The sequence below is a fragment of the Gardnerella sp. DNF01151 genome (genome assembly GCF_049244235.1).
GTDB classification, from domain to species: domain Bacteria; phylum Actinomycetota; class Actinomycetes; order Actinomycetales; family Bifidobacteriaceae; genus Bifidobacterium; species Bifidobacterium swidsinskii.
Genome location: NZ_CP058389.1, coordinates 106,488 through 127,538, shown reverse-complemented (window position 1 = coordinate 127,538; position 21,051 = coordinate 106,488). Strand labels below are relative to the sequence as shown.

Sequence of the window (21,051 nt, the reverse complement as noted above, 5' to 3'; positions counted from 1 at the left end):
ATTTGCAACACTTTGCAAGTTCAGCAGGCTTTTGTGTTAATTGATTGCGCAATATTGCATTACAAATCAGATAATATAGCTCTAATATAACTAAGCTTTATTCACAGCTCCTTTAGCATATAAAGATTCTAAAGCATCGCGTAAAGTCCCACTGTAGCTGATGCCAGCTTTTTGCGCCCAAGTGTCAAGCCAAGCTGGAAGAGTAACATTTTTGCGAACTGACTGAGAACCGTATTTTGCAGCATAAGAATCCATATCAAGCGCAACCATAGATAACTTTGAATTAGGATTTTCTACAACAATATCATTAATATCGCTAGCTTTTGGCGCAGTCTTGCCACTTTCTAGTTCTGTAAGAACCCATCCGCTTGCTGCGTCTTCTGCCATAATCAAAGCATCTGCAAGATTACTACCGCCAGTTACACACCCTGGCAAATCAGGAACTTCTGCAACAAAACCCCCACTATTATCTTCGTATGGAGTAAGAATAACAGGATACGCTAATTTCATCATTTCACCTTTGTCTCACTAATTCCTGCCTGGCGCCAGATTGACTTAACAACCGATGGGTTAATATCACCTGGATGTTTAGGCACTGTGACTTTACCCGTTTTGGTTTTATGTACGAATTGGCAATGACTTCCACGCTGTGCAAAAAGTATCCATCCGTCTTTCTTAAGACGTTTTTCAATCTCTTTGTATCTCATAAAAAGATTATACACACTATGCGCATAGAATAAAATAATTGATCAAATTTTTACTAAATCATACATACGCCTATGCTCATTTACCGCGGACGAGTTACGGCCACTTCGCGAGCGCGCTCTGCTAATTCGTCTAGTTTCGCAAGCTCCGCGCGTTGAGCATCAGTTTGCCTTGGCGAAAATTCGCCGTAACGATTTTGTGCAGCAGTACGAATTAAAAAGTCAGCCAGACGCGGATTTTTCGGCAAAACTGAGCCGTGCATATACGTTCCAATAACATTGTATTTGCGCGCTCCTTCCGTGTGATCTTTGCCATTGTTACCGCAATTTTCACTATCAACCGAGCCAAGCGGCTGCGTGCCATCTTCCAAGCTTGTGCGCCCAGAATGGTTCTCGTATCCCACAATATCGCCAAAATCGGCACTATGCTCCACAAGATTTCCAATCATGCGCACGTCTTGACCAACCGTATGCTCGCCGAGTACGCCAATTCCTTGAAGCTTTTGCCCTTCAACGGTTTCAAAATACTCTCCAAAAAGCTGGTAAAGACCACAAATCATAAGCATTGGAACGCCATCTTTTGCAAGCCCACGAATCGCGTCTGCTCGCGCAAATAAATCTTCAGTGACTCTACTTTGACCATGATCTTGACCACCGCCACCAAGAATCATATCCACGTGTTCTGGCCATAAATCGCCAACATTGTACTCGTGTAGCACAGGCTCGTAGCCATACAATTCCGCTCGGCGCATAATTGTAAGCACATTCCCGTAGTCCCCGTAAATATTCATGTCTTTCGGGTACAACGACACAATATCTAGCACGCGATTTTCTTCAAAAGTAGCATTTGCTTTACTAATATCACTGGAACCATTCATGACAATTACTTCCCAACTCCAACGTCTTTAACTTCCGCAAGTTGTGCTAAAGCAGCGCGCACGCGAAGCATAGCAGTATACGTGCAATATATGCGCTTAGCATTTTTAGTATTGCCACTAAAATCGCCATTTACAAAAGCTTTAGCATCTTCTTCCAAATCCGTATTCACATTGCGAGCCTCAACCTTATCGTATTGCAACCGCAAAGCCATATCCCATGCGCGAGTGCCCGAAACACACGCAACTCCAGTGCCGCTAAAGCTTGCAAAATCAACGTCCCACAGCCAGCTCATATCTCTACCGTCAGCGTATTCGTCACAAATTGCAATCATGGTATCGTGATTTTGTGGATGGTCCGAAGCAATCGCAAGTCTAAAACCAATAGGATTCTTCACTAAAACAAGCTCAACAGGAGCGCCATTAACTTCAATTACTTCTCCTCTACCAAAAGCAGGAGTTACGTGCGAAATCGCTTCCATAAGCGCGTCGTCGTCGAATTTTTGCAGCGCAGAATTTTGTTTTGTAGCATCCGCTAATATAGCGCGAACTACTGTTGCAGCTGCAGCAGCGTTGAAAATGTTGTAAGCGCCGTCGAGTTTTACAGATGTGGTTTTACTCTTGCCATCAAGTATAAACTCGGCCTCATGGTCTCCAACTTTTGAAAGCACAACGTCTGCTTTAGGAAGATTGTTAGCCTTGCTTTCTGCAGTATCTTTGCAATTTTCGCTTTTTTCAGCAGTATTGTGCAAATCATCATCCGTTGGGAACATGCTTTTTACTGCGTCATCCAAACCAAAATACCGCACACAAGTCCCGGAAGGAACAACTTTTGCAAGCGCGCAAATACGTGAATCTTCGCGATTTAGCACTACCGTTCCTTCAGTTGCTGCAGCTACATTGCTTAATAGTTTTGCAGTTGTGTCAATTTCGCCGAATCGATCGAGCTGATCTCGCATAACATTTAGCAATAAAGAATAACGAGGCTTGATTTGATTTACAAAATGCACTGCGTACGCTTCGTCGAGCTCTAAAACTGCAATATCCGCATTTAATTTTGTGCCAAAAGCCGGCATTATTTTTGCAAGAGCTGCCACTACTCCTCTAGTAAAGTTTGAACCGGTTGGATTAGTAAATACATTAAGCCCTGCGTCACGCAGCATAGAAGTTACCATACGCGTTGTGGTAGTTTTGCCATTAGTTCCGGAAATAAGAACTATTCCGTATGGCAATGATGCAAGAGTACGCGCTAGAAAGCCGGAATCAAGGCTCTCAATAACTTTCCCCGGCAATGCGCTTCCGCCATGATGTAGCACCCTAGAAAGAGCGCAAACAAGTTTACCAACAGCAGGCATTGCAAAACTGTACCAATGCTTATGCAAATTTTGACGCAACTTTTTATGCGATTCATGGTCGCGGCTTGACATACTAAATCACACCCCTTACTGCTGGTAGTCTTGCGGCATATCCATGAACTTGGAAGTTGCACCCAAGAAGGCAAGATTAAACGTGTCAGTAGGGCCGTTACGATGCTTTGCCATAATAATATCTGCTTCGCCTGGGCGATCTTCCTTATTGTAAAAATCAGGGCGATGCACTAGGAACACAACGTCAGCATCCTGCTCAATAGAACCAGATTCGCGCAAATCTGAAAGCTGTGGTTTCTTGTCGTTTCGCATTTCCGGCCCTCGGTTAAGCTGGCTCAATGCCACAACTGGCACTTCAAGCTCTTTTGCAAGCAACTTAAGCGCACGTGAGAATTCCGAAACTTCCTGCTGTCGGCTTTCCACGCGCTTGCCGGAACTCATCAGCTGAAGGTAATCAATAACTACCAGTTTCAGATCATTAGTTTGCTTCAAACGACGGCATTTTGCGCGAATTTCCATCAAGCTCATATTTGGACTGTCATCAATAAAAAGCGGAGCGTTTTGCATTTTTGTCCAAAAAGTATTAAGAGTATTCCAACGATCCGGAGTAATATCTTCCGCTCTTCGCATAGCAGCAAGCGGAATATTAGTTTCTGCAGCAATAATGCGCTGAGCCAATTCCACTTTGCTCATTTCTAGAGAGAACACAATAGACGTCATATTGTGGTGCAGTGCTGCTGAACGAGCGAAATCAATGCCAAGTGTTGACTTACCCATAGCCGGACGACCAGCAACAACAATCATTTGACCAGGCTGCAAACCTTGAGTAACTTCGTCAATATCTCTAAATCCAGTCGGCACACCTTGCTCAAGTTCATGATTTTGCATTTTATCGAGCTGATCAAGAGTATTTTGCAAAACTGGGCCAATAGCAACGTAATCTTGACGCACTTTGCCGGCACTCATCTCATACACTTCTGATTGCGCAAGATTTACAATATCTTCTGCTTGCGCTCCGGAAGCAGAATAGCCCATTTGCGCAATTTTTGTGCCAGCAGTAATAACGTTACGAAGAACAGCATTTTGGTGCACAATATCTGCGTAGTACATTGCGTTTGCGGCTGTTGGCACAGAAGCTACTAGGCTGTGCAAATAGTCAGCTCCGCCAACTTTATCGAGATTTCCATCTTTCATTAATTCGTTAGCTACAAGCACAACATCAACAGGCTGGGATCCTGCAAAAAGCGTAAGAATAGCATCATAAATTGTTTGGTGCTGCGGTAAATAAAAATCTGATGTTTCAAGCAATTGAGACACTTCGCCAATAGCATCTTTGCTCATAAGCATTCCGCCAAGCACAGCCATTTCTGCATCAACATCGTGAGGAGGCACACGATCAAACAACGTAGCACCTACTTCAGCACCACGATTTGCAACGCCAGAACCATATGCAGAGGCGTCACCATTGCCACCACGATTGCTCCCTGCGCGGATAACATTGCCTTTAGTAGATTGCCACATATCATTATCTGCCATAAAAACGAGTATAAACGCGCGCACGTATTATGAAAAAACGTAAATGCATTAACACAAAACTTTATTTACATTTTTAGCGCAGAATCCATCCACGTATCATTTCTTATGCGCAAACTATTGCCTATTGCACGCCCCCCAATATAAACAGCATTTAAAACAACCCATAAAGTAATAGTTCTTACCACGTCATTAGCATCGACGACGACATCAAAAACGCTTGTGAGCGCCAAAAATGTTAAATACACAGCAGCCATTACTGAGCAAGCTTTTGCTAAGTAACGGTGATCACCTGCGCCAATTAATACGCCATCTAGTGCCCACATCCATCCAGCAAGAGGCAAGAACAATCCTAATATTGTCATGCCTACAGAAATTAAAAATTGAATATCTGTATGCTGACTAAATAGTGGCGCGCAACTCCAACCCACGAAAATCATGAATAAACCGACTCCTACGCTGCTTACAGCTCCCACTTGAGCACAAATACGCGTAATCATTCCTGCGCGCTTACGACAGCCTGCACCTAGCGCTGCAGCAACAATAGTCTGCGCAGCAATACCAATTGCATCCAAAATATTCATAACAAAATTCCAACAGGAATTAGCAACCTGATACGCAGCGAGAGTATTGGTGCCGAGATGGGTCGCAGTAACAACCGTAGCTACCATGCACACGCGCAATGCAAATGTACGAACAAACAAAGGCATACCAGTTCCAGCAGAATGTAGAATATGCTGGAAATGTGGTTTGAGACGCGCACCACTTTGAGTAGCCCAAATAATTGCAGGAATAGTGAGAACAAGTCCCATATACCATTGCGCAATCATTGTTGCAATACCAGAACCAGCAATTCCCATGTTGAGACCAAATACTGCGATTATATCGAGAATAGTATTTAGAACAGCTCCACTTACAGCAGCAAATAATGTTATGCGCACGTTGCAAAGACCGCGAAATATGCCATTTGCTGCATATACGAGTAGCATCGCAGGCAATCCAGGCATAACCATTTGTGTGTACACAATAGCATTTTGCAACGTAGAGCCACGCGCGCCTATTGCGTAGCATAACGGTTCAGCGGCAAAAATAAGTATGACTGTAAGAATTATGCCAAGCAATAATGCAAGCCACAATCCATCCATTCCAATGCTAAAACCTTCTTGACGCTTACCTGCGCCTAAAAGACGCGCAACCTGTGAAGTTGTGTTGTAAGCCAAAAATAAGCAAAGACCTGTAGTAGTAAGAAGTACCGTTGATCCAATAGAAAGACCCGCTAGAGCACTTTTGCCAATATGACCAATAATAGCAGTGTCAATGAGTACAAATGCCGGCTCAGATATGAGCTGTCCAAAAGTCGGTACAGCTAGTAGCCAAATATTGCGCAGTACGTCTTTTTTGTTCTGGTTGTCCAACTTTTGATTTGTCATAATGCTTCATTCTACTGCTACTTTGTCACGCTTGCATAAAAGAAAATTGCAATATGCTAACAAATTTTATGCAAAAGCAATTGCGAGTGAAGTAACACAAATATGCGTAAATCGCAAATAAAAATATTATTTTAAAAAGTTATCCGCAGGATATCCACAATGTTATCCCCACTATGTGGATAAATTTGTGTGATATCCACGTAGACACGCCTAAAATGTGGATAACTTATCTTTTTTATCCACATCAAGCAATTCGTGCGTGTCATATGAATAACTTATTCACTAAAAATAAGTTATTCATTAAAAAACTTGATTTTAAATTAGCAAAAATAGCAAAACCGCATATCTTAGATAAGACATGCGGTTTATACCAACATAATTCGAACTTGCTGCTAAATCATAACGCTTACGCACATGCGTCTATTCTTTAGCACTATTATTTCGTTTTTCTGTTTTTTTATTCTTTTGCGATGATTCATCTTTTTTTACAGTTTCAAACTCTTCTTCAGAAGAAGACTCTTTTTGCTCAACTTCAGATTTAGAATCAACCTCAGAATCGCCTTGCTCAGGATTTGCCTCAGATTGATTAACCATAAAATCAGATTGTTCAACCTCGTTTTCACCCATATCAATATCAACAGAAGTAAGAACAGCCATTTGAGTTTTATTTGCATCATCATCTGCAACAGCAACTACAGCGCCATCATGACTTTGTGCAATAGAAGAAAAATCGTAAGCACGCTCTCCTTGATCAACCAAATCAACGCCCTTACGTTCCTTAGCTTCCGAAATACGCCATCCAAAAAGCTTTTCAAGAACAAAAGCTAATACTGCAGTTACAGCACCTGCATAAAGCACCGTAATCCCAATTAAGCACAGTTGTGCAACTAACTGATGCCAATCACCAACAGCAAGTAATCCAGAACCATCAGCAAATAAGCCTACTGCAAGCACACCAATAAGCGCAGCAACACCATTCACGCTAACTACATGCAAGGCACCATCGTAGCGCACAAAAGTACGAGAGTGAGTCACTAGAGAAGTAATAACACCAGAAAGAACACCCAAAACTAAAGCCCACAATGGAGCAATAACATCCGCGGCTGCAGCACTTGCAGCCAATCCAGCCATAACACCAGACGCAGCTCCCAAAGCAGTAAAGCATCCAGAGTGTAAACGTTCAGTCACACCCCAGGCAAGCATTGAAGCAGAAGCAGTTATTGTGGAACTCACCCAAGCATAACCTGCAACTCCAGGAACGCCTGCAGAAGAACCAATCATTAACCCAAGCCAACCGAACCAAATCAAGAAAACGCCAAGCATAACGAAAGGAACATTATGCGGATGGCGAGCAGCAACACCATTTTCAACGGCTGACTGCGTTGCAGTGGATTCAGCAGCAACCTCAGTCACTGTAGCAACTGGAGAGACAACAGTCTCACTAGCGGCATTTTTAGCATGCTCAACATCAGCCCACAATGCGCGCGATAAACGACTTTTAGGATTACGCGAATTAGTAGCTCCAGAATTAGCATTGCCACTCGTATGCGCAACATTCTTAATATGCAAAACAAAACGCTTAAGAGGGAAGTGAGCATGTCCGCCAATAATCATAACAATTGCAAAAGCCGAAACAGCCGCAGCAATATGCAATATAGAGCCACCTGCGAAGTCATGCACTGAAATACCTAACGCCTGTGAAATAGCACCATTAGGCGAAAGCAATCCACCACCGCACACCATATGTGCTAATGGAGCGAATACTAAAGTAATCCACACAGCTACGAAAATAAGCCAAATAGCGTAACGCACTCGACCGGCTAGAGCTCCAGTAATAAGCGCTACTGCAACAACAGCACATGCTAAACGAAAAGCTGCAGGAATGCCGCCAGATAATCCGGAATTTGCGTCCATAGACGTAAACACACCATGATCTGCCACCATCGAATCACGGAATAGCAAACCACTCAATGGATCACCTATAACACCACCAGCCATATCTTTGCCAGCAAAAGCTAACGACCATCCCCACAGCGTCCAAACCAGTGTGGTTACAGCAATAGCGCCAGCTGAAAGCATCATCATATTCACCATGGAAGTAGCGCGTTCACGGCCTCCATAGAACAGGGCAATACCCGGCGTAATAATAAACACCAACGCGCCAGCCAACAATGCCCATTGCGGATCCATTGTGGTCATTTTTCACCTCAATTATTTGAAACAGCGCAACAATAACATCATTGCAGCTTAAGTATTACTTTATATAACTATTGTACCGAGAAACTCTTATAGCCAAAACTCATAAAGACTTTAGTGGAACATTAAAAACTACCACTCATGCAACTACATCAATGCTCAGCATTAAGCGAGCAAACCGTCTACGAAGCTTTGAGCATCAAACGGCACTAAATCATCTGGTCCTTCGCCAAGACCTACTAGCTTAACCGGTACACCAAGTTCATGCTGTACAGCTATAACAATTCCACCTTTAGCGGAACCATCAAGCTTAGTAAGGACTACGCCCGTAATGCCAATAGCTTCAGCAAATACTTTTGCTTGAGACATGCCATTTTGACCAGTAGTAGCATCCAATACCAGCAATACTTCATCAACAGGCATAGTTTTTTCTATAACCCTACGAATTTTGCCAAGCTCTTCCATTAAATTTGCTTTATTCTGCAAACGACCAGCAGTATCTACAATCAATAAATCAGTTTGCTCTTCTTTTGCCTTATTCGCAGCAATAAAAGCAACAGAAGCAGGATCAGCACCATCTTTATTTGCACGAACAACTGGCACGCTTACTGCAGACGCCCAAGTTTCAAGTTGATCAGCTGCAGCCGCACGAAAAGTATCTGCTGCAGCAAACATTACTGAACGTTTTTTGGCAATAAACAATCGCGCTAATTTACCAGCAGTAGTGGTTTTACCGGTGCCATTAACGCCGACCATCATAATAACGCTAGGATGATGCGCATTTGATTTATCTACATTTAAGCGTCGATCAGCGTCTTCATCTACTATTTTCAATAGTTTTGTACGCAATGCTGAATGCACATCTTCTGAATTAGAGGTACCAGCAATGCGTGCATCTTTGCGTAGATCTTCTACTAATTCTTCACTAGCTCGAGAACCAACATCGGCCATAAGAAGAGTATCTTCTACATCTTCCCAATCTTCTTCCGAAAGATGGTCCTTGCTTATGATATTAAACAATGCACGACCAAGTGGATTTGCACTATGAGCCAAACGTTCACGAAGATGTTTAATACGCGAAGAAGTACTTTCTGGCAATAATTCAGACTTTACTTCTTCATTAGGTACAACCGCGACGTTACTTTCTATCTGTTTTTCAGATTTTTTTGTTCCACGCGCTTTAGTTTTGCTTGTATCGATTGCACTATCAACGCTTTCAGGAATTACTGGTCCATGACTATTGCTGTGAATGCGCAAAATCACTGCAACTGTTACTAATAAGATGACAATAACAACAGCCGCAGCCGCAAACCAAATTAGCATGTTCATATCCATAACCATATTCATGACATCAAGACTATGAAAGTCAAGGGACACTAGCAATATATTTCACTATTTTTTCTCATCTTTGTTACACTTCAACGTCAATATGCTTAGGTACACCTGCATCTATTACACTAGTAAAAGTAGTAATAAATAGTACGAGCTATTTATTACGCAAAATTTGAATTCACAAAATCATTGAGGAGGATTTTATGTCAGATCAGCCTACCGTAAATGTATACGGTGCAGATTGGTGTGGAGATTGCAAACGTGCGAAAGCTGCGCTAATCCAGTATGGTGTGGCATTCGTTTGGCACGATATTGAAACAGAAGAGGGTGCTGAAGAAAAAGCGATTGAAATTAGCAATCAAAAGCATATTCCAGTTGTTACTTTTGCAGATAATACTTTTATGGTTGAGCCATCAGCAACACAAATAAAAGCAAAACTTGAGTCACTCGGAATACTGCAATAAATATATGTAACACGCATAAGTTAACACGATATTCACTTCGTCGATTGAATGTAGTACACTTAGCATTTGTTGCCCCTTTAGCTCAATTGGCAGAGCAGAGTCCTTTTAAGTCTTGGGTTGTGGGTTCGAGTCCCACAGGGGGCACTTTTTTATACCCAAATTTAGGGTAAGCGAGTAAACTGCAATAAAAAAACGGGGAGTTGAAGCTCCCCGACGAAAAATTCACTTAAAATCAAAGACGGCAATCAATGCCGTACTTATTGAGAATTAGCTGATTACTTATATAACACAATACTCAACTTGCCCAAACACTAGCATCTTGATCATCTTCATCTATATCGTGACCTACAGGTGCTGGAGAAGAATACGTGTATTCATCATCCACAACGCCAGAATCAGCATCTGCATTAATAGCAGCAAGAACATGCTTATCCATTTTGTACTGAGGAAGCACATTTTTAATATAGCTTGTCACAGCATCTTGCATAGCAACGTCATGGCCAACTTTTTCTGCCATAAACCAACGATGATCCAACACTTCATGGAAGAACTGAGCTGGTTCAATTTGCGAACGGAATTCAGGAGGTATCATACGAACTGTTGGCTCGAAAATTTCACGCATCCAATCAGTTGCGACGATTTCCAGCTCTTCACCTTGACGCCATGTAGAAGTGCGATATGCATCCAAATCGTTTAGCAGCCTTCGAGCCTGATTCTCTTGAACATCCAATCCAGTAAGACGAAGAAGCTTGCGGGAAGCATAGCCAGCATCCACAACTCGAGGTCGAACCAAAACCCTTCGACCATCTTCTGAAGTCTTCATCTCCAACTCATCAACATCGAAACCAAGCTCATTTAGACGATTAACACGACGTTCAATTCGCCACATCTCATCAGGACTGAACTTATCAACGTCAGTAAGCGTACTCCAAAGCGAATGATAGCGATCTACTAGACGATTGCCTATACTGATTTCATCTACTTCTGTCGGTAAAAGCTGACCGGAGCTCAAATCCATAAGCTCACCAATAATGTTGGTTCGAGCTAAATCAATATCGTATTCTCGTTGACCTTCTGTTAAACTTCCATGCAAATCACCAGTTTCTGCGTCAACTAGGAATGCAGAAAAAGCATCTGCATCTCGCAAAAACAGCACGTTGGAAAGCGATACATCGCCCCAATAGAAGCCAGAAAGATGCAAGCGCACCATAAGAACAGCAAGCGCATCGATAAGGCGCTCTGCAGTATCCGGACGCAACGTACGAGCAAATAATGCACGATATGGTAGTGAGAACTTCAAATGTTTCGTAACTAACATTGCCTCAAGCTTTTCACCATTAGCGTCATGGCGTCCTGCAACAACAGCTATAGGAGTAACTGTAGGCAACTCAAGTTTACGAAGCCTACGCAAAAGCTCATACTCACGTTCTGCAACTTGACGAGTAATTTCCTTCATTGCATACACTTCATCGCCAACGTGAACAAATCGCACAACGTGGCGAGAAATACCACGCGGCAAATTCACGAATAAATCAGCAGGCCATTGAGAAAGTGGTAATTCCCAAGGCAGTGTAAACATTTTTGGATTTGAACTAGCCGCAGTAATCTTCAGTGCCTGCGGCTCTTGAGAAGACGCATTCTCGTCCTGTGCAGATACCGAAGTTGCTTGCACAGCACGCGGGTCTAATTGAGGAGCGTCATTCCATTCCATAAAGTTTATTTACCAATCAAGCTCATGCCAACGATATCACTGCATTCCAGATAAACACAGCTCAACCACCGACGAATTATTGATAACAACTATATATAATAAGCGATGCATTGTAATGATGTATTATTGTACACTTATTATGCTGCTTTTTTGTGCCAAAAACGGGGTTCGCGTCATATTGCGAACCCCGCTCTATACCTTATACCGAAAGTTTGCTCATTAGCTTATATAAGCAGGCAAACCAACGTTTTAGTTCAAACGCAACTCCGTAGAAGGTGCGAACAGATGCATCTTAGATGGATCAATCTTGATCTTCACGGTGTCGCCAACCTTTGGAAGAGCACGTGGGTTCACGCGAATAGTCGTGAGCTTATTTTGATCAGACATCATAGTAGATGCTTCCTCAGGAGAACCATCGGTGATGATATTGCCATAGATATAGCCATCAGAACCGAGATCTTCCACGTTCATTACCTTCAAGGAGAACGCATTTGGATCATCGGATGTTGCCAAGCTTGCATCTTCTGGACGGAAGCCAACAATAATCTGTCCGTTATCTTCTGCAGTGAGCTTGTCAACAGCCTCAGCTGGAAGAAGTATAGAATCCTCACCAATCTGAGCTCGACCGTTTACAACTGGATGCTGATTGATATTCATAGATGGTGAACCAATGAAGCCTGCAACGAATACGTTTGCAGGGCGGTCATAAAGCTCAGTAGGAGCTCCAACCTGCTGCAATACGCCAAGCTTAATCACTGCAATGCGATCGCCCATGGTCAAAGCTTCGGTCTGATCGTGGGTAACGTACAGAGTAGTAACACCAAGCTGACGCTGCAAAGCAGCAATCTGAGTACGAGTCTGAACGCGGAGCTTAGCGTCGAGGTTGGAAAGAGGCTCATCCATGAGGAAGACTTTTGGTTCACGAACAATTGCGCGACCCATAGCAACACGCTGACGCTGACCACCAGACAAAGCCTTCGGCTTACGATCCAAATACTCTGTCAAATCCAACACTTCTGCAGCTTTTTCAACACGCTTGCGGATTTCTTCCTTAGGAACACCAGCAATCTTCAAAGCAAAGCCCATGTTATCAGCAACTGTCATATGCGGATACAGTGCATAATTCTGGAAGACCATTGCAATATCGCGATCCTTTGGCTGCATTGTAGTAACATCCTGACCACCGATGAGGATACGTCCTTTGTTAACCTCTTCAAGACCTGCCAACATACGCAAAGTAGTTGACTTACCGCAACCAGATGGACCAACGAGTACGAGGAACTCACCATCTTTAATAGTCATGTTCAAGTCATCAACCGAAGGCTTATCGTTGCCCGGGTATATACGAGTCACATGATCAAATACAACTTCTGCCATGATATGTCCTTTCATCGGCAGGTACGTGCCGAACGATCCGTAGTGAAGGGTGTGCACTCATGACCCCAATTCCTACATCGGCGGGTATCAATCGTCCACAGTTTACTTACCTGGTCCATTGAAGGTTCTCTTCGTTGAGCCATGCCTTAATATATCATGTTTATCTTAGAAAAACAGCAAAAAATCAGTATTTTGCATAAACTCGGCGTGTCGAGTAAGGCGCACAAAAGGAGAATAACTATGGATCAACAACAAGAAACAACAAATAATGAAATGCAAAAATCAAATACCCCTTATAGTAAAAGCTTAATTGGCATCGTAATAGCACTAATTATTCTTGCATTCGCTGCAGGAGCTGGGTTTATGACTTATTACAATTCAATCAATAAACCACAAGTAAAAATTGAAAATCCAACAACCAATAAGCCAGATACACAAACTGAGGATACAGCAGACTCCCAAATAACCAAAGAGATTAAAAAATTGCCTTCTTCTGACATCCCACCAGCATCTAATTTACAAGGCGGAATTCTTCTTAGCAAGGATGGGTACGGCAAGCAAGCTGCTGGTGCTCCTACAGTTGCTACTTATTTTGATCCTTTGTGCCCTGGTTGCGGATCCTTTAATCGTACTGTTGATGAAACTTTAATTAAAATGGTTGAAGCAGGTCAAATTAACCTAGAACTTCACCCAATGTCATTCTTAAATCGTTTTAGCTCAGATCAATATTCTTATCGCGTCTCAGGCGGTATTGCCTATATCGCTTCGCACGACAACGATCCAAAGCATTTGCTTCAGTTCATCAATAGTATTTTTAGCGAAAGATTCCAGCCGGAAGAAGGCGACGGATACCAAGCAACACCAAATAAAGCTCTTATTGATTTAGCTGAAGATGCTGGAGTTGCAGATAAGATTGCGAATGAAGCATTTAACTTACACTATGTTAAGTGGCAAGAAGTTATTAATGAGAATACTCCAGAAGAAAAAGCTTTATGGAATGTTTCTGGCTCTAATAAAGGCGCTATGACAACTCCAACAGTAACAATTAACGGTAAGCTAGTAGATCTCAATGCAGCTTCTGAAAAGCAAATGGATCCTTTGGAAGCTATATTAAAGTCTTTGGGAATCGATAAAAAATATGTTGGCAAATCTGGTCATATGCCGAAAGTTACGTATAAGAGTAAGCCGCTTGAATTATAAATAAAATTAAGTAATCTCTACACTAAAACGGACGTTAAGAATACACTTAACGTCCGTTTTTATTTAATAATTTAGATTTCTATAATTTAGCTTATTTACAATGCAATAGGGGAACTAGTGTCAGACACTTTAGGCATCTGACCTGCAACTCCAACTTGTTTTTTATCCAGGCCGATGCAATGAAGCAGAGCATCAAGCACCTTCATTTTTTTCTCATTAATGGCATTCATATCAAGCAATTTATCGTTAATAGTTACAGTCGGCGTTGTCATAGATCCTTTATTTGGACCGCTGACATTCCACAATTCCTTACGATCAGGAGTGTATTTATTAACTAGCAGCTGCCACTTCAAATATTGGCGGTTAAAAGCTTTACTTGCAATTTCGTTTGGAATTCCAGATTTCTTAGCCAGTTTAATCAACTCTTTATTGCTTACAGGCTTATATCCCTCGCTTTCTTCCGGCTGGAATTTTTCGTTAAAAATGCCATTGATAAACTGAAGCAAATGCTTTGGATTGTTATCATATGAAGCGATATAAGCAATAGCACTAGAAACACGAGTCGAGTAATGGTCAGTAGAAAGTCCATCCAAGAATGACATTGGGTGAAGTTCTAGGTTAATTTGACCTGCTTCAACCATTTTAATTAAAGTTTCATCAACAGTACGATTAAAGGATCCGCAACCAGGGCACAAAGGATCAAAATAAGTGGCAACTGTAGGAGCACCAACAGCTTGCTTGCCGTACCCATCCTTGCTAAAAAGAATGCCATTCTTAGAATTAACACCGCTTGGACGAATACTTGGATCAATATTATCCAAATTATGATTAGATTTTGCAGATTGCTCTATTTTTTTCTGAGGCTGAACGTAAGCTGCCTGATACGCAGTAATGCCTACAGCAGCCAACATAGCCGCAACAATAATTACTACAATAGCGCCGATAATTGCTTGCTGACGACGCTCACGCGCCTCACGCGCTGCACGTTCGCGATTTTCTATAGTTCTTTGTAGGCGAGTAGCAGATGAATCTCCCTGCTTATTATCACGCATCTGAATTTTAGGCATTGTTATCCTTCAACCATTTATTTCGCACACTAAGACTCGTTCCTAGCAGCATTCTTGCTAATGAAATAATAACTTCATCACAGTTTAGTAGATGGCATCAACGGAAAATACACATTACGTATCATACTATTTTTATTTTTCAAATGATTTTCCAGAATAAAATAACGCACCTAATCCTAAACGGAATTTTGTAGTCCACTTAACTGCAGCAAAAATAACCCATGCAACAATAAATCCTAGAGCATATCCAACTGCAGTACTTGAAAAAATATTAGGTGAGTAAGTTGGTAAAAGAATACGCAAGGATCCAACATCTATAGAAAGTAATTCAGGATTATTACCGCAGAAAAATGGATATATAACAGCTCCAATACCTCCAGAAACAACAATAGCTATAACTCGTGGAAGCATGTAAACAAATCCTCGAATAATATGCCACGGTAAAGTTGCAATAAGCACTACAGAATCATGGCGAGGAATTATTCCATCGTTAAGTTGCCATCTTCGCAAGCTTGATGAAATACTGTAGCCGGATGTTGCACTAATCCACATAAAAACCATCGCAAAACCAATAGAATCGAGAATGCTTAAGCAAGCAATGGCTAAATGAAGAATTATACAAATCAGCAGTATCCATGTTCCTCTACGCGCATAATCATGTTTATTAAGAGCAGGATCAACAGAAGACACTTCATCACTTTTAACGTGTAGAGAATCACCTGCTTCATTTTCAATATTGCCATTATCAAAAGTGTTATCAGAAGAACGAATAAGTTTTGAAGATTGTGCAATGCGTGAATTGTTTGAATTGTCGTCCTGTATATTCTGAAAATCTACATCGTTTAACGTATTAATTCGTGTTTTTTCATCCACACAAAATGTTTTATCGTCTTCACTATTATCTAATGAATGTGGCATAACAGTAGTAGAACGAACAGTTACGGTTGGCATTTCTCCATCAGAATTAAGATTTGTTATGCCAGCTGTACCAGCTGCATCGCAGGTACGAGAATTTGTTAGTATAGCAGTTTTTTCTTTTGTTTCACGACTTGTTTCACACCACATTTTACGCATAGTTATGTTAGTGGCATTACGGTCAAAAGGGCGGTTCGCCTCCGGCCAGGCTAAAGGATCCATAGCATCTTGACTAATTGCATTTTCTAAATCAGATGGCATGCAACGCTGCTCTCGAATCGGATTCAAAGCCTTACGAAAAGCAGCCATTGTTCTAGGAGATAACCCAGTTAAATCTGCATTGCCTGAGGCAGCACGCTCCAAAACCGCCATCATAGGCTTTGTCCCAAAAACAGGCTTACCGGTAGCCGCAAATGCAAGCACAGCAGCAACAGACCACCAATCTGTAAGTTCATCTGAATCTCCGCCTTCAATAATTTCTGGAGCAATAAAACCAGGAGTGCCCATCACTAATCCCGTGCGAGTAACATGGCTTTCACCTTCGCCCATCGCAATCCCAAAATCTACCAATACAGGTCCAGTAGCAGAAATCATTACATTAGTTGGTTTAATATCGCGATGAACAATACCGGCTTCATGAACTGCTTTAACAGCTTCAATAAGCTTATGCGCAAGACGCTCCAAATCATCTGCAATATAAGGTCCATTCTCATCCACGTCTTCGCGCAAATTATGTCCTTCAATCAACTCTGTCACAATAAAAGCGATTGAAGCATCTAATTCCATATCCACTATCGCGCAAACACCTGGATGATGAATCCTCTGCAAAGCCAAAGCTTCACGTTTTAAACGTATTCGAGCACGTTCCTGCTCAGAATCTTCATCTTCACTCTGTTTTGCATGAACAGAAGCACGTAATATTTTCATAGCATATTGATTGCCGCCATCGTCATTAACGCGCCAAACTGACCCCATTGCGCCGCCGCCAAGCCTAGAAATAAGCGTGTATCCGCCTACATTAGTCCCTGGTTGCAAATCGAACATGCTTGTATCTTCCATACTGCATTATGTTAATGCCTTATATTGCCAAATACGCAAATATAAACAACAAAAAACACGCCGTTTCTATATTCAACATCGCCGTAATTTTGTAATGACGTGGCATATGGTACACTAATCAATTGTTCTACTTAGCATGATTCGTCATGCTAACGAGAAACTTCGCCTCCTTAGCTCAGATGGCCAGAGCGGCCGCCTTGTAAGCGGCAGGTCGCCGGTTCGATCCCGGCAGGAGGCTCCATTTTTATTCCACTCGTTTCGCGAGTATTTCTTATTTTCCATTCACATATTCCAGAACTATAGTTTTGTTATCTTTCGTATCACATATAATGACGTGAAATGATTAAAGCAGAGGGGATAGTGGCTAATTAACTATTCAAAAATAGAAAAGATTTTTATTTTTCATATACAGTGCCAAATTATGGCGTATTATGAAAATAACAAATCTATATCTGTGCACATGATCATCTTTATAACAAAACTTTTCGCGAGTAAGAACTCGGGAACCTTCCCCCAACTCAGGGTTTCCGAGGTGAGAGTGGAGCGTCCCCCAACCAGCTCCACCTCATAGGGGGCGGGAATATCCCCTTCTCTCCCGCCCCCACTTTTATTTTGTTTTGCACTCAATTTTGAATGCAATACTGAAGGTATAATAGAGAAGTTAGCATTATTGCAAAGGGAGTGATTGTATGGCACGTCGATGGACGCCTAGACGATTAATAGTGATGCGTCGTGCAAGAATAATCGCCTGCGTTTTATCTATATCACTCACAGCAACAAGCTTGTTTATATTTACAGCTAAAAAATCTGTTGCAATGATCATAAATGGAAAAACGCATATTGTAAGCACTTATTCAACAAATCCAATACGTTTATTGGAAGAACAACACGTGCCAATAAAAACTCACGATCAAATTATTTCTTCTTCTGGAGATATTCTCACAAATCATTCTACTGTAACAGTTCGCAGTGCTTATCAAACTTCTATCACTGTAGATGGAGTAACTATACCGTTCTGGACTGTTGCAACTAGTGTCGATCAATTAATCGGCTTTTTTAAAGCTAATGCTAAGAACGCTTCACGAATTACAGTAAATTTGCAAAATATTTACGATAAACTCACTTGCGGCTTATCAATTAATAAAAAAGGTCCAATTAGCGTTATCGCTGACAGGAAAACACGCATTGTGCAAAATGGAGACTTACCTGCGAGCGCAATTCTTGATTCTCAAGGTATAGTGCTCGGCAAGGAAGATCGCGTAAGCGTAGAAGAAGATGATGGAAATACTGTTTTACGTGTTTCTCGAGTTACTCATGGCAAAGAAACTCGTACAGTTTCATTACCTTTTGCCACACAAACTGTAGTAGATCCTAAACTTCCAGCGAATTCTCGCGTTGTACAACAAGTTGGCGTGAATGGTGAGCGCGAAGATATTTATAACGTTACATACGTAGATGGCAAAGCAGAAAGCGCAACTTTAGTTTCGCAAAATTTGGTAAAGCCTGCAGTTAATCAAGTTATTGCTGTAGGTAAGGCTGCTCCTGCACCAATTCACAAAAATAATACAAATACGCAAAAGTCAAAACAATCCAAACAACAAACAAACTCTCAACCCAAAAAGCAGAATACTGAGCAACCTGCAAAACAGGAGAAGAAAAACAGCCAACAGCCAACTCAACAACAAACCGCATCTGCAGCTCCCGCACCTGCAGCTAATCCACCTGCACCCGCTCCAAGCTCTAATCCCGATAGCCTTGTACATGCTACTCCAGAACAAGCTAAACTATTCGCTCAGGGCGCAGCTGCGCAAATGGGTTGGACCGGTAAAGAATGGGAAGATCTTTTATGGTTATGGAATAGGGAATCTGGATGGAGATGGAACGCAGAAAATCCTAGCTCACACGCTTATGGCATTCCTCAAGCTCTTCCTGGAAATAAAATGAGCAGTGCAGGAGCTAATTGGCATGAAGATGCCGCAATACAAATTAGCTGGGGTCTAAGTTACATTAAGAGCAAATATAAAACACCTAGTGGAGCAGTAAAGCATTCGCGCGAAATTGGCTGGTATTAAAAGGCAGCAGCGTGTTTTAACGCACTTTGGCGCAACGGATTAATTGTTACGAAATTTGGACGGTAAAACTTTGACAGAAATCAGCATTGAAAATGAAGGTCAGCTTTTAGGTGCAGCAGATATTAGACGTATTGCTGCCGAGGAAGGCATTACTCCTACCAAAAAGTTTGGTCAAAATTTCGTTATTGATCCTGGTACAGTGCGAAAAATAGTAGCGGCAGCTGAAGTTAAATCTGGCGATATCGTTATGGAAGTAGGGCCTGGTCTTGGTTCTCTTACTCTTGCAATATTGCAAACAGGAGCACAGCTTACTGCAGTAGAAATAGACCCTCCGCTAGCTCGACGATTGCCGCATACTGTAGAAGAATTTATGCCTCAATCAATGCAAAAATTTAACGTCATTCTAAAAGACGCTTTGGCAGTAAATGCCGATGATGTTCCACAGATTACGCAGGCTAAACAATTTACTCTTGTTGCAAACCTGCCATACAATGTTGCGACGCCTATTATTCTTACTTTGCTAGAAAAATTTAGTAACTTACAGAATTTTCTAGTTATGGTTCAAAAAGAGGTAGCAGATCGTTTATGCGCACAACCTGGGAATAAAGTATATGGCACACCAAGTGTTAAGTTGGCGTGGTACGGCAAAGCCCAACGCGCAGGGCTTATCGGTCGTAATGTATTTTGGCCATCGCCAAACGTTGATTCAGCATTAGTTTCTTTTACTCGCAATTGCACAGGCAAAGGTGACAATAATGAACGTGAGGGAGTATTCGCTTTCATTGATGCCGCCTTCCAGCAACGACGTAAGACATTGCACGCAGCTCTTAAAAATCAAGTTCCAGAAGAAGCATATAAAAATTCTGGAATTGACCCAACTAGACGCGGCGAGACGCTTACTTGCGATGAATTTATTGCTTTATATCGCGCATGCAAAGATTGTAAATTATAAATAAAACGCATATTTATTCGTTGAATAAATATGCAAAATAAAATATTACGCAATGAAATATTACGTATATTCTGCAGCTTGTGTAAACTTGCTGCTAACAAAGTTACAAACCACAGATCGGAAGTGAACATGACGCAAGAATACGACGAACGTATTGCTCGTAAAGCTTTCATGTATCAAAGAAAAAGATCTGTACTCACTACAGTGGGCGTAGGCTTGGGCGTCACTTTTATATTTGCTTTACTTGTGCAATTCCACGCTTTTGGCATAAATTCTGTGCGTGCTCCAAAAGATAACCCAAATTACGGCGTTCCAGCTCCATGCGCAATAATAGGAAAAGAAGGAGCCAAAGCCCCTTACGTAGATAATAGAGCTGTAGCAATCAGAGTTCTCAACGGCACAAAGTTCCGCGGTCTTGCTCGCGCGGTTGGCGAAGCTTTAAACGCTCGCGGATTTAACTTAACAGAAGTTAACAATAACAAATCCAGTAACATTAAACGAACAATCATTTACTTTGGAAAAAACGCTATTAATGAAGCTTATACAGTAAACGCTAATTTTACCGATGCAATTATGCGAATGGATGATAGAAAAGATAAGCTCGTCGATATTGTGCTTGGCTCTACTTTTAATAATCTTCGCCCTAAAGTAGATGTTCCAGCAGCAGGCGCAACAATACATGAAGTGCAAGGATGTATAAGAGCTGATCTTATGAAAAACATTCCTAAGGCAGATCAGCATAAGGAAGTTAAATAAAAAAGAGTAGCAGTAAAATATTTTATACTGCTACTCTTTAT

The 21,051-nt window shown here is 41.7% G+C and carries 17 protein-coding genes and 2 tRNA genes; 7 read left to right on the top strand and 12 right to left on the bottom strand.

Features of this window, described 5'->3' with window-relative positions; all coding sequences use genetic code 11:
- Positions 1 to 90: 90 nt before the first annotated feature.
- The 8 genes from HXT37_RS00515 to ftsY form a co-directional block, all read right to left on the bottom strand.
- Positions 91 to 510 (bottom strand): type II toxin-antitoxin system HicB family antitoxin, encoded by a 420-nt coding sequence (locus HXT37_RS00515; protein WP_012913716.1) that lies wholly within the window; start codon positions 508 to 510, stop codon positions 91 to 93.
- Positions 510 to 707: a type II toxin-antitoxin system HicA family toxin gene (locus HXT37_RS00510; RefSeq protein ID WP_032841657.1), complete on the bottom strand. Its 198-nt coding sequence runs from the start codon at positions 705 to 707 to the stop codon at positions 510 to 512. Before HXT37_RS00510 ends, HXT37_RS00515 begins: the two co-directional genes overlap by 1 nt.
- Before the next feature lie 80 nt (positions 708 to 787).
- Complete coding sequence (locus HXT37_RS00505; protein WP_119522352.1) at positions 788 to 1,582, bottom strand: type 1 glutamine amidotransferase; 795 nt, start codon at positions 1,580 to 1,582, stop codon at positions 788 to 790.
- Between the two features lie 5 nt (positions 1,583 to 1,587).
- Positions 1,588 to 3,006 (bottom strand): MurT ligase domain-containing protein, encoded by a 1,419-nt coding sequence (locus HXT37_RS00500; RefSeq protein ID WP_421779547.1) that lies wholly within the window; start codon positions 3,004 to 3,006, stop codon positions 1,588 to 1,590.
- A 15-nt stretch (positions 3,007 to 3,021) separates the two neighbouring features.
- On the bottom strand, positions 3,022 to 4,482 hold the full coding sequence (gene dnaB, locus HXT37_RS00495; protein WP_032835455.1) for a replicative DNA helicase: 1,461 nt from the start codon (positions 4,480 to 4,482) through the stop codon (positions 3,022 to 3,024).
- Between the two features lie 65 nt (positions 4,483 to 4,547).
- The gene (locus tag HXT37_RS00490) at positions 4,548 to 5,909 is read right to left on the bottom strand and encodes an MATE family efflux transporter (RefSeq protein WP_421779545.1); all 1,362 of its coding nucleotides are present in this window, start codon (positions 5,907 to 5,909) and stop codon (positions 4,548 to 4,550) included.
- A 420-nt stretch (positions 5,910 to 6,329) separates the two neighbouring features.
- The gene (locus tag HXT37_RS00485) at positions 6,330 to 8,108 is read right to left on the bottom strand and encodes an ammonium transporter (protein ID WP_012913714.1); all 1,779 of its coding nucleotides are present in this window, start codon (positions 8,106 to 8,108) and stop codon (positions 6,330 to 6,332) included.
- A 162-nt stretch (positions 8,109 to 8,270) separates the two neighbouring features.
- Positions 8,271 to 9,452, bottom strand: a complete 1,182-nt coding sequence (gene ftsY, locus HXT37_RS00480; protein WP_081378914.1) for a signal recognition particle-docking protein FtsY — start codon at positions 9,450 to 9,452, stop codon at positions 8,271 to 8,273.
- Between the two features lie 188 nt (positions 9,453 to 9,640).
- On the opposite strand from ftsY, the gene HXT37_RS00475 reads away from it, so the two are divergent.
- Together HXT37_RS00475 and HXT37_RS00470 are read left to right on the top strand one after the other, a co-directional pair.
- Entirely contained in the window at positions 9,641 to 9,901 is a 261-nt protein-coding gene (locus tag HXT37_RS00475; RefSeq protein WP_004110149.1) for a glutaredoxin domain-containing protein, read from the top strand.
- A gap of 71 nt (positions 9,902 to 9,972) precedes the next feature.
- A tRNA-Lys gene (locus HXT37_RS00470) sits at positions 9,973 to 10,045 on the top strand.
- A 151-nt stretch (positions 10,046 to 10,196) separates the two neighbouring features.
- Here the strand turns inward: HXT37_RS00470 and HXT37_RS00465 are convergent.
- Positions 10,197 to 11,612, bottom strand: coding sequence for a DUF4032 domain-containing protein (locus tag HXT37_RS00465; RefSeq protein WP_004110152.1), 1,416 nt, complete (start codon positions 11,610 to 11,612; stop codon positions 10,197 to 10,199).
- Between the two features lie 249 nt (positions 11,613 to 11,861).
- A complete protein-coding gene (locus tag HXT37_RS00460; protein ID WP_004110155.1) occupies positions 11,862 to 12,989 on the bottom strand; it encodes an ABC transporter ATP-binding protein in 1,128 nt (375 codons plus the stop codon).
- 240 nt (positions 12,990 to 13,229) lie between these two features.
- Between HXT37_RS00460 and HXT37_RS00455 the strand changes: the two genes are divergently transcribed.
- The gene (locus HXT37_RS00455) at positions 13,230 to 14,189 is read left to right on the top strand and encodes a DsbA family protein (RefSeq protein ID WP_004110158.1); all 960 of its coding nucleotides are present in this window, start codon (positions 13,230 to 13,232) and stop codon (positions 14,187 to 14,189) included.
- 95 nt (positions 14,190 to 14,284) lie between these two features.
- Here HXT37_RS00455 and HXT37_RS00450 read toward each other — a convergent pair whose 3' ends face one another.
- The gene (locus HXT37_RS00450; RefSeq protein ID WP_421777246.1) at positions 14,285 to 15,256 is read right to left on the bottom strand and encodes a DsbA family protein; all 972 of its coding nucleotides are present in this window, start codon (positions 15,254 to 15,256) and stop codon (positions 14,285 to 14,287) included.
- Positions 15,257 to 15,388: 132 nt separating this feature from the next.
- On the bottom strand, positions 15,389 to 17,230 hold the full coding sequence (locus HXT37_RS00445) for a serine/threonine-protein kinase (protein WP_421779542.1): 1,842 nt from the start codon (positions 17,228 to 17,230) through the stop codon (positions 15,389 to 15,391).
- A 164-nt stretch (positions 17,231 to 17,394) separates the two neighbouring features.
- Here HXT37_RS00445 and HXT37_RS00440 point away from each other — a divergent pair.
- The 4 genes from HXT37_RS00440 to HXT37_RS00425 all read left to right on the top strand — a co-directional run bounded on the left by HXT37_RS00440 (position 17,395) and on the right by HXT37_RS00425 (position 21,010).
- Positions 17,395 to 17,471, top strand: a tRNA-Thr gene (locus tag HXT37_RS00440).
- Between the two features lie 448 nt (positions 17,472 to 17,919).
- A complete protein-coding gene (locus HXT37_RS00435; protein WP_421779540.1) occupies positions 17,920 to 19,302 on the top strand; it encodes a G5 domain-containing protein in 1,383 nt (460 codons plus the stop codon).
- A 55-nt stretch (positions 19,303 to 19,357) separates the two neighbouring features.
- Complete coding sequence (gene rsmA, locus HXT37_RS00430; RefSeq protein WP_102155561.1) at positions 19,358 to 20,254, top strand: 16S rRNA (adenine(1518)-N(6)/adenine(1519)-N(6))-dimethyltransferase RsmA; 897 nt, start codon at positions 19,358 to 19,360, stop codon at positions 20,252 to 20,254.
- A gap of 129 nt (positions 20,255 to 20,383) precedes the next feature.
- The gene (locus HXT37_RS00425; RefSeq protein WP_004110176.1) at positions 20,384 to 21,010 is read left to right on the top strand and encodes a LytR C-terminal domain-containing protein; all 627 of its coding nucleotides are present in this window, start codon (positions 20,384 to 20,386) and stop codon (positions 21,008 to 21,010) included.
- Positions 21,011 to 21,051: the final 41 nt, after the last annotated feature.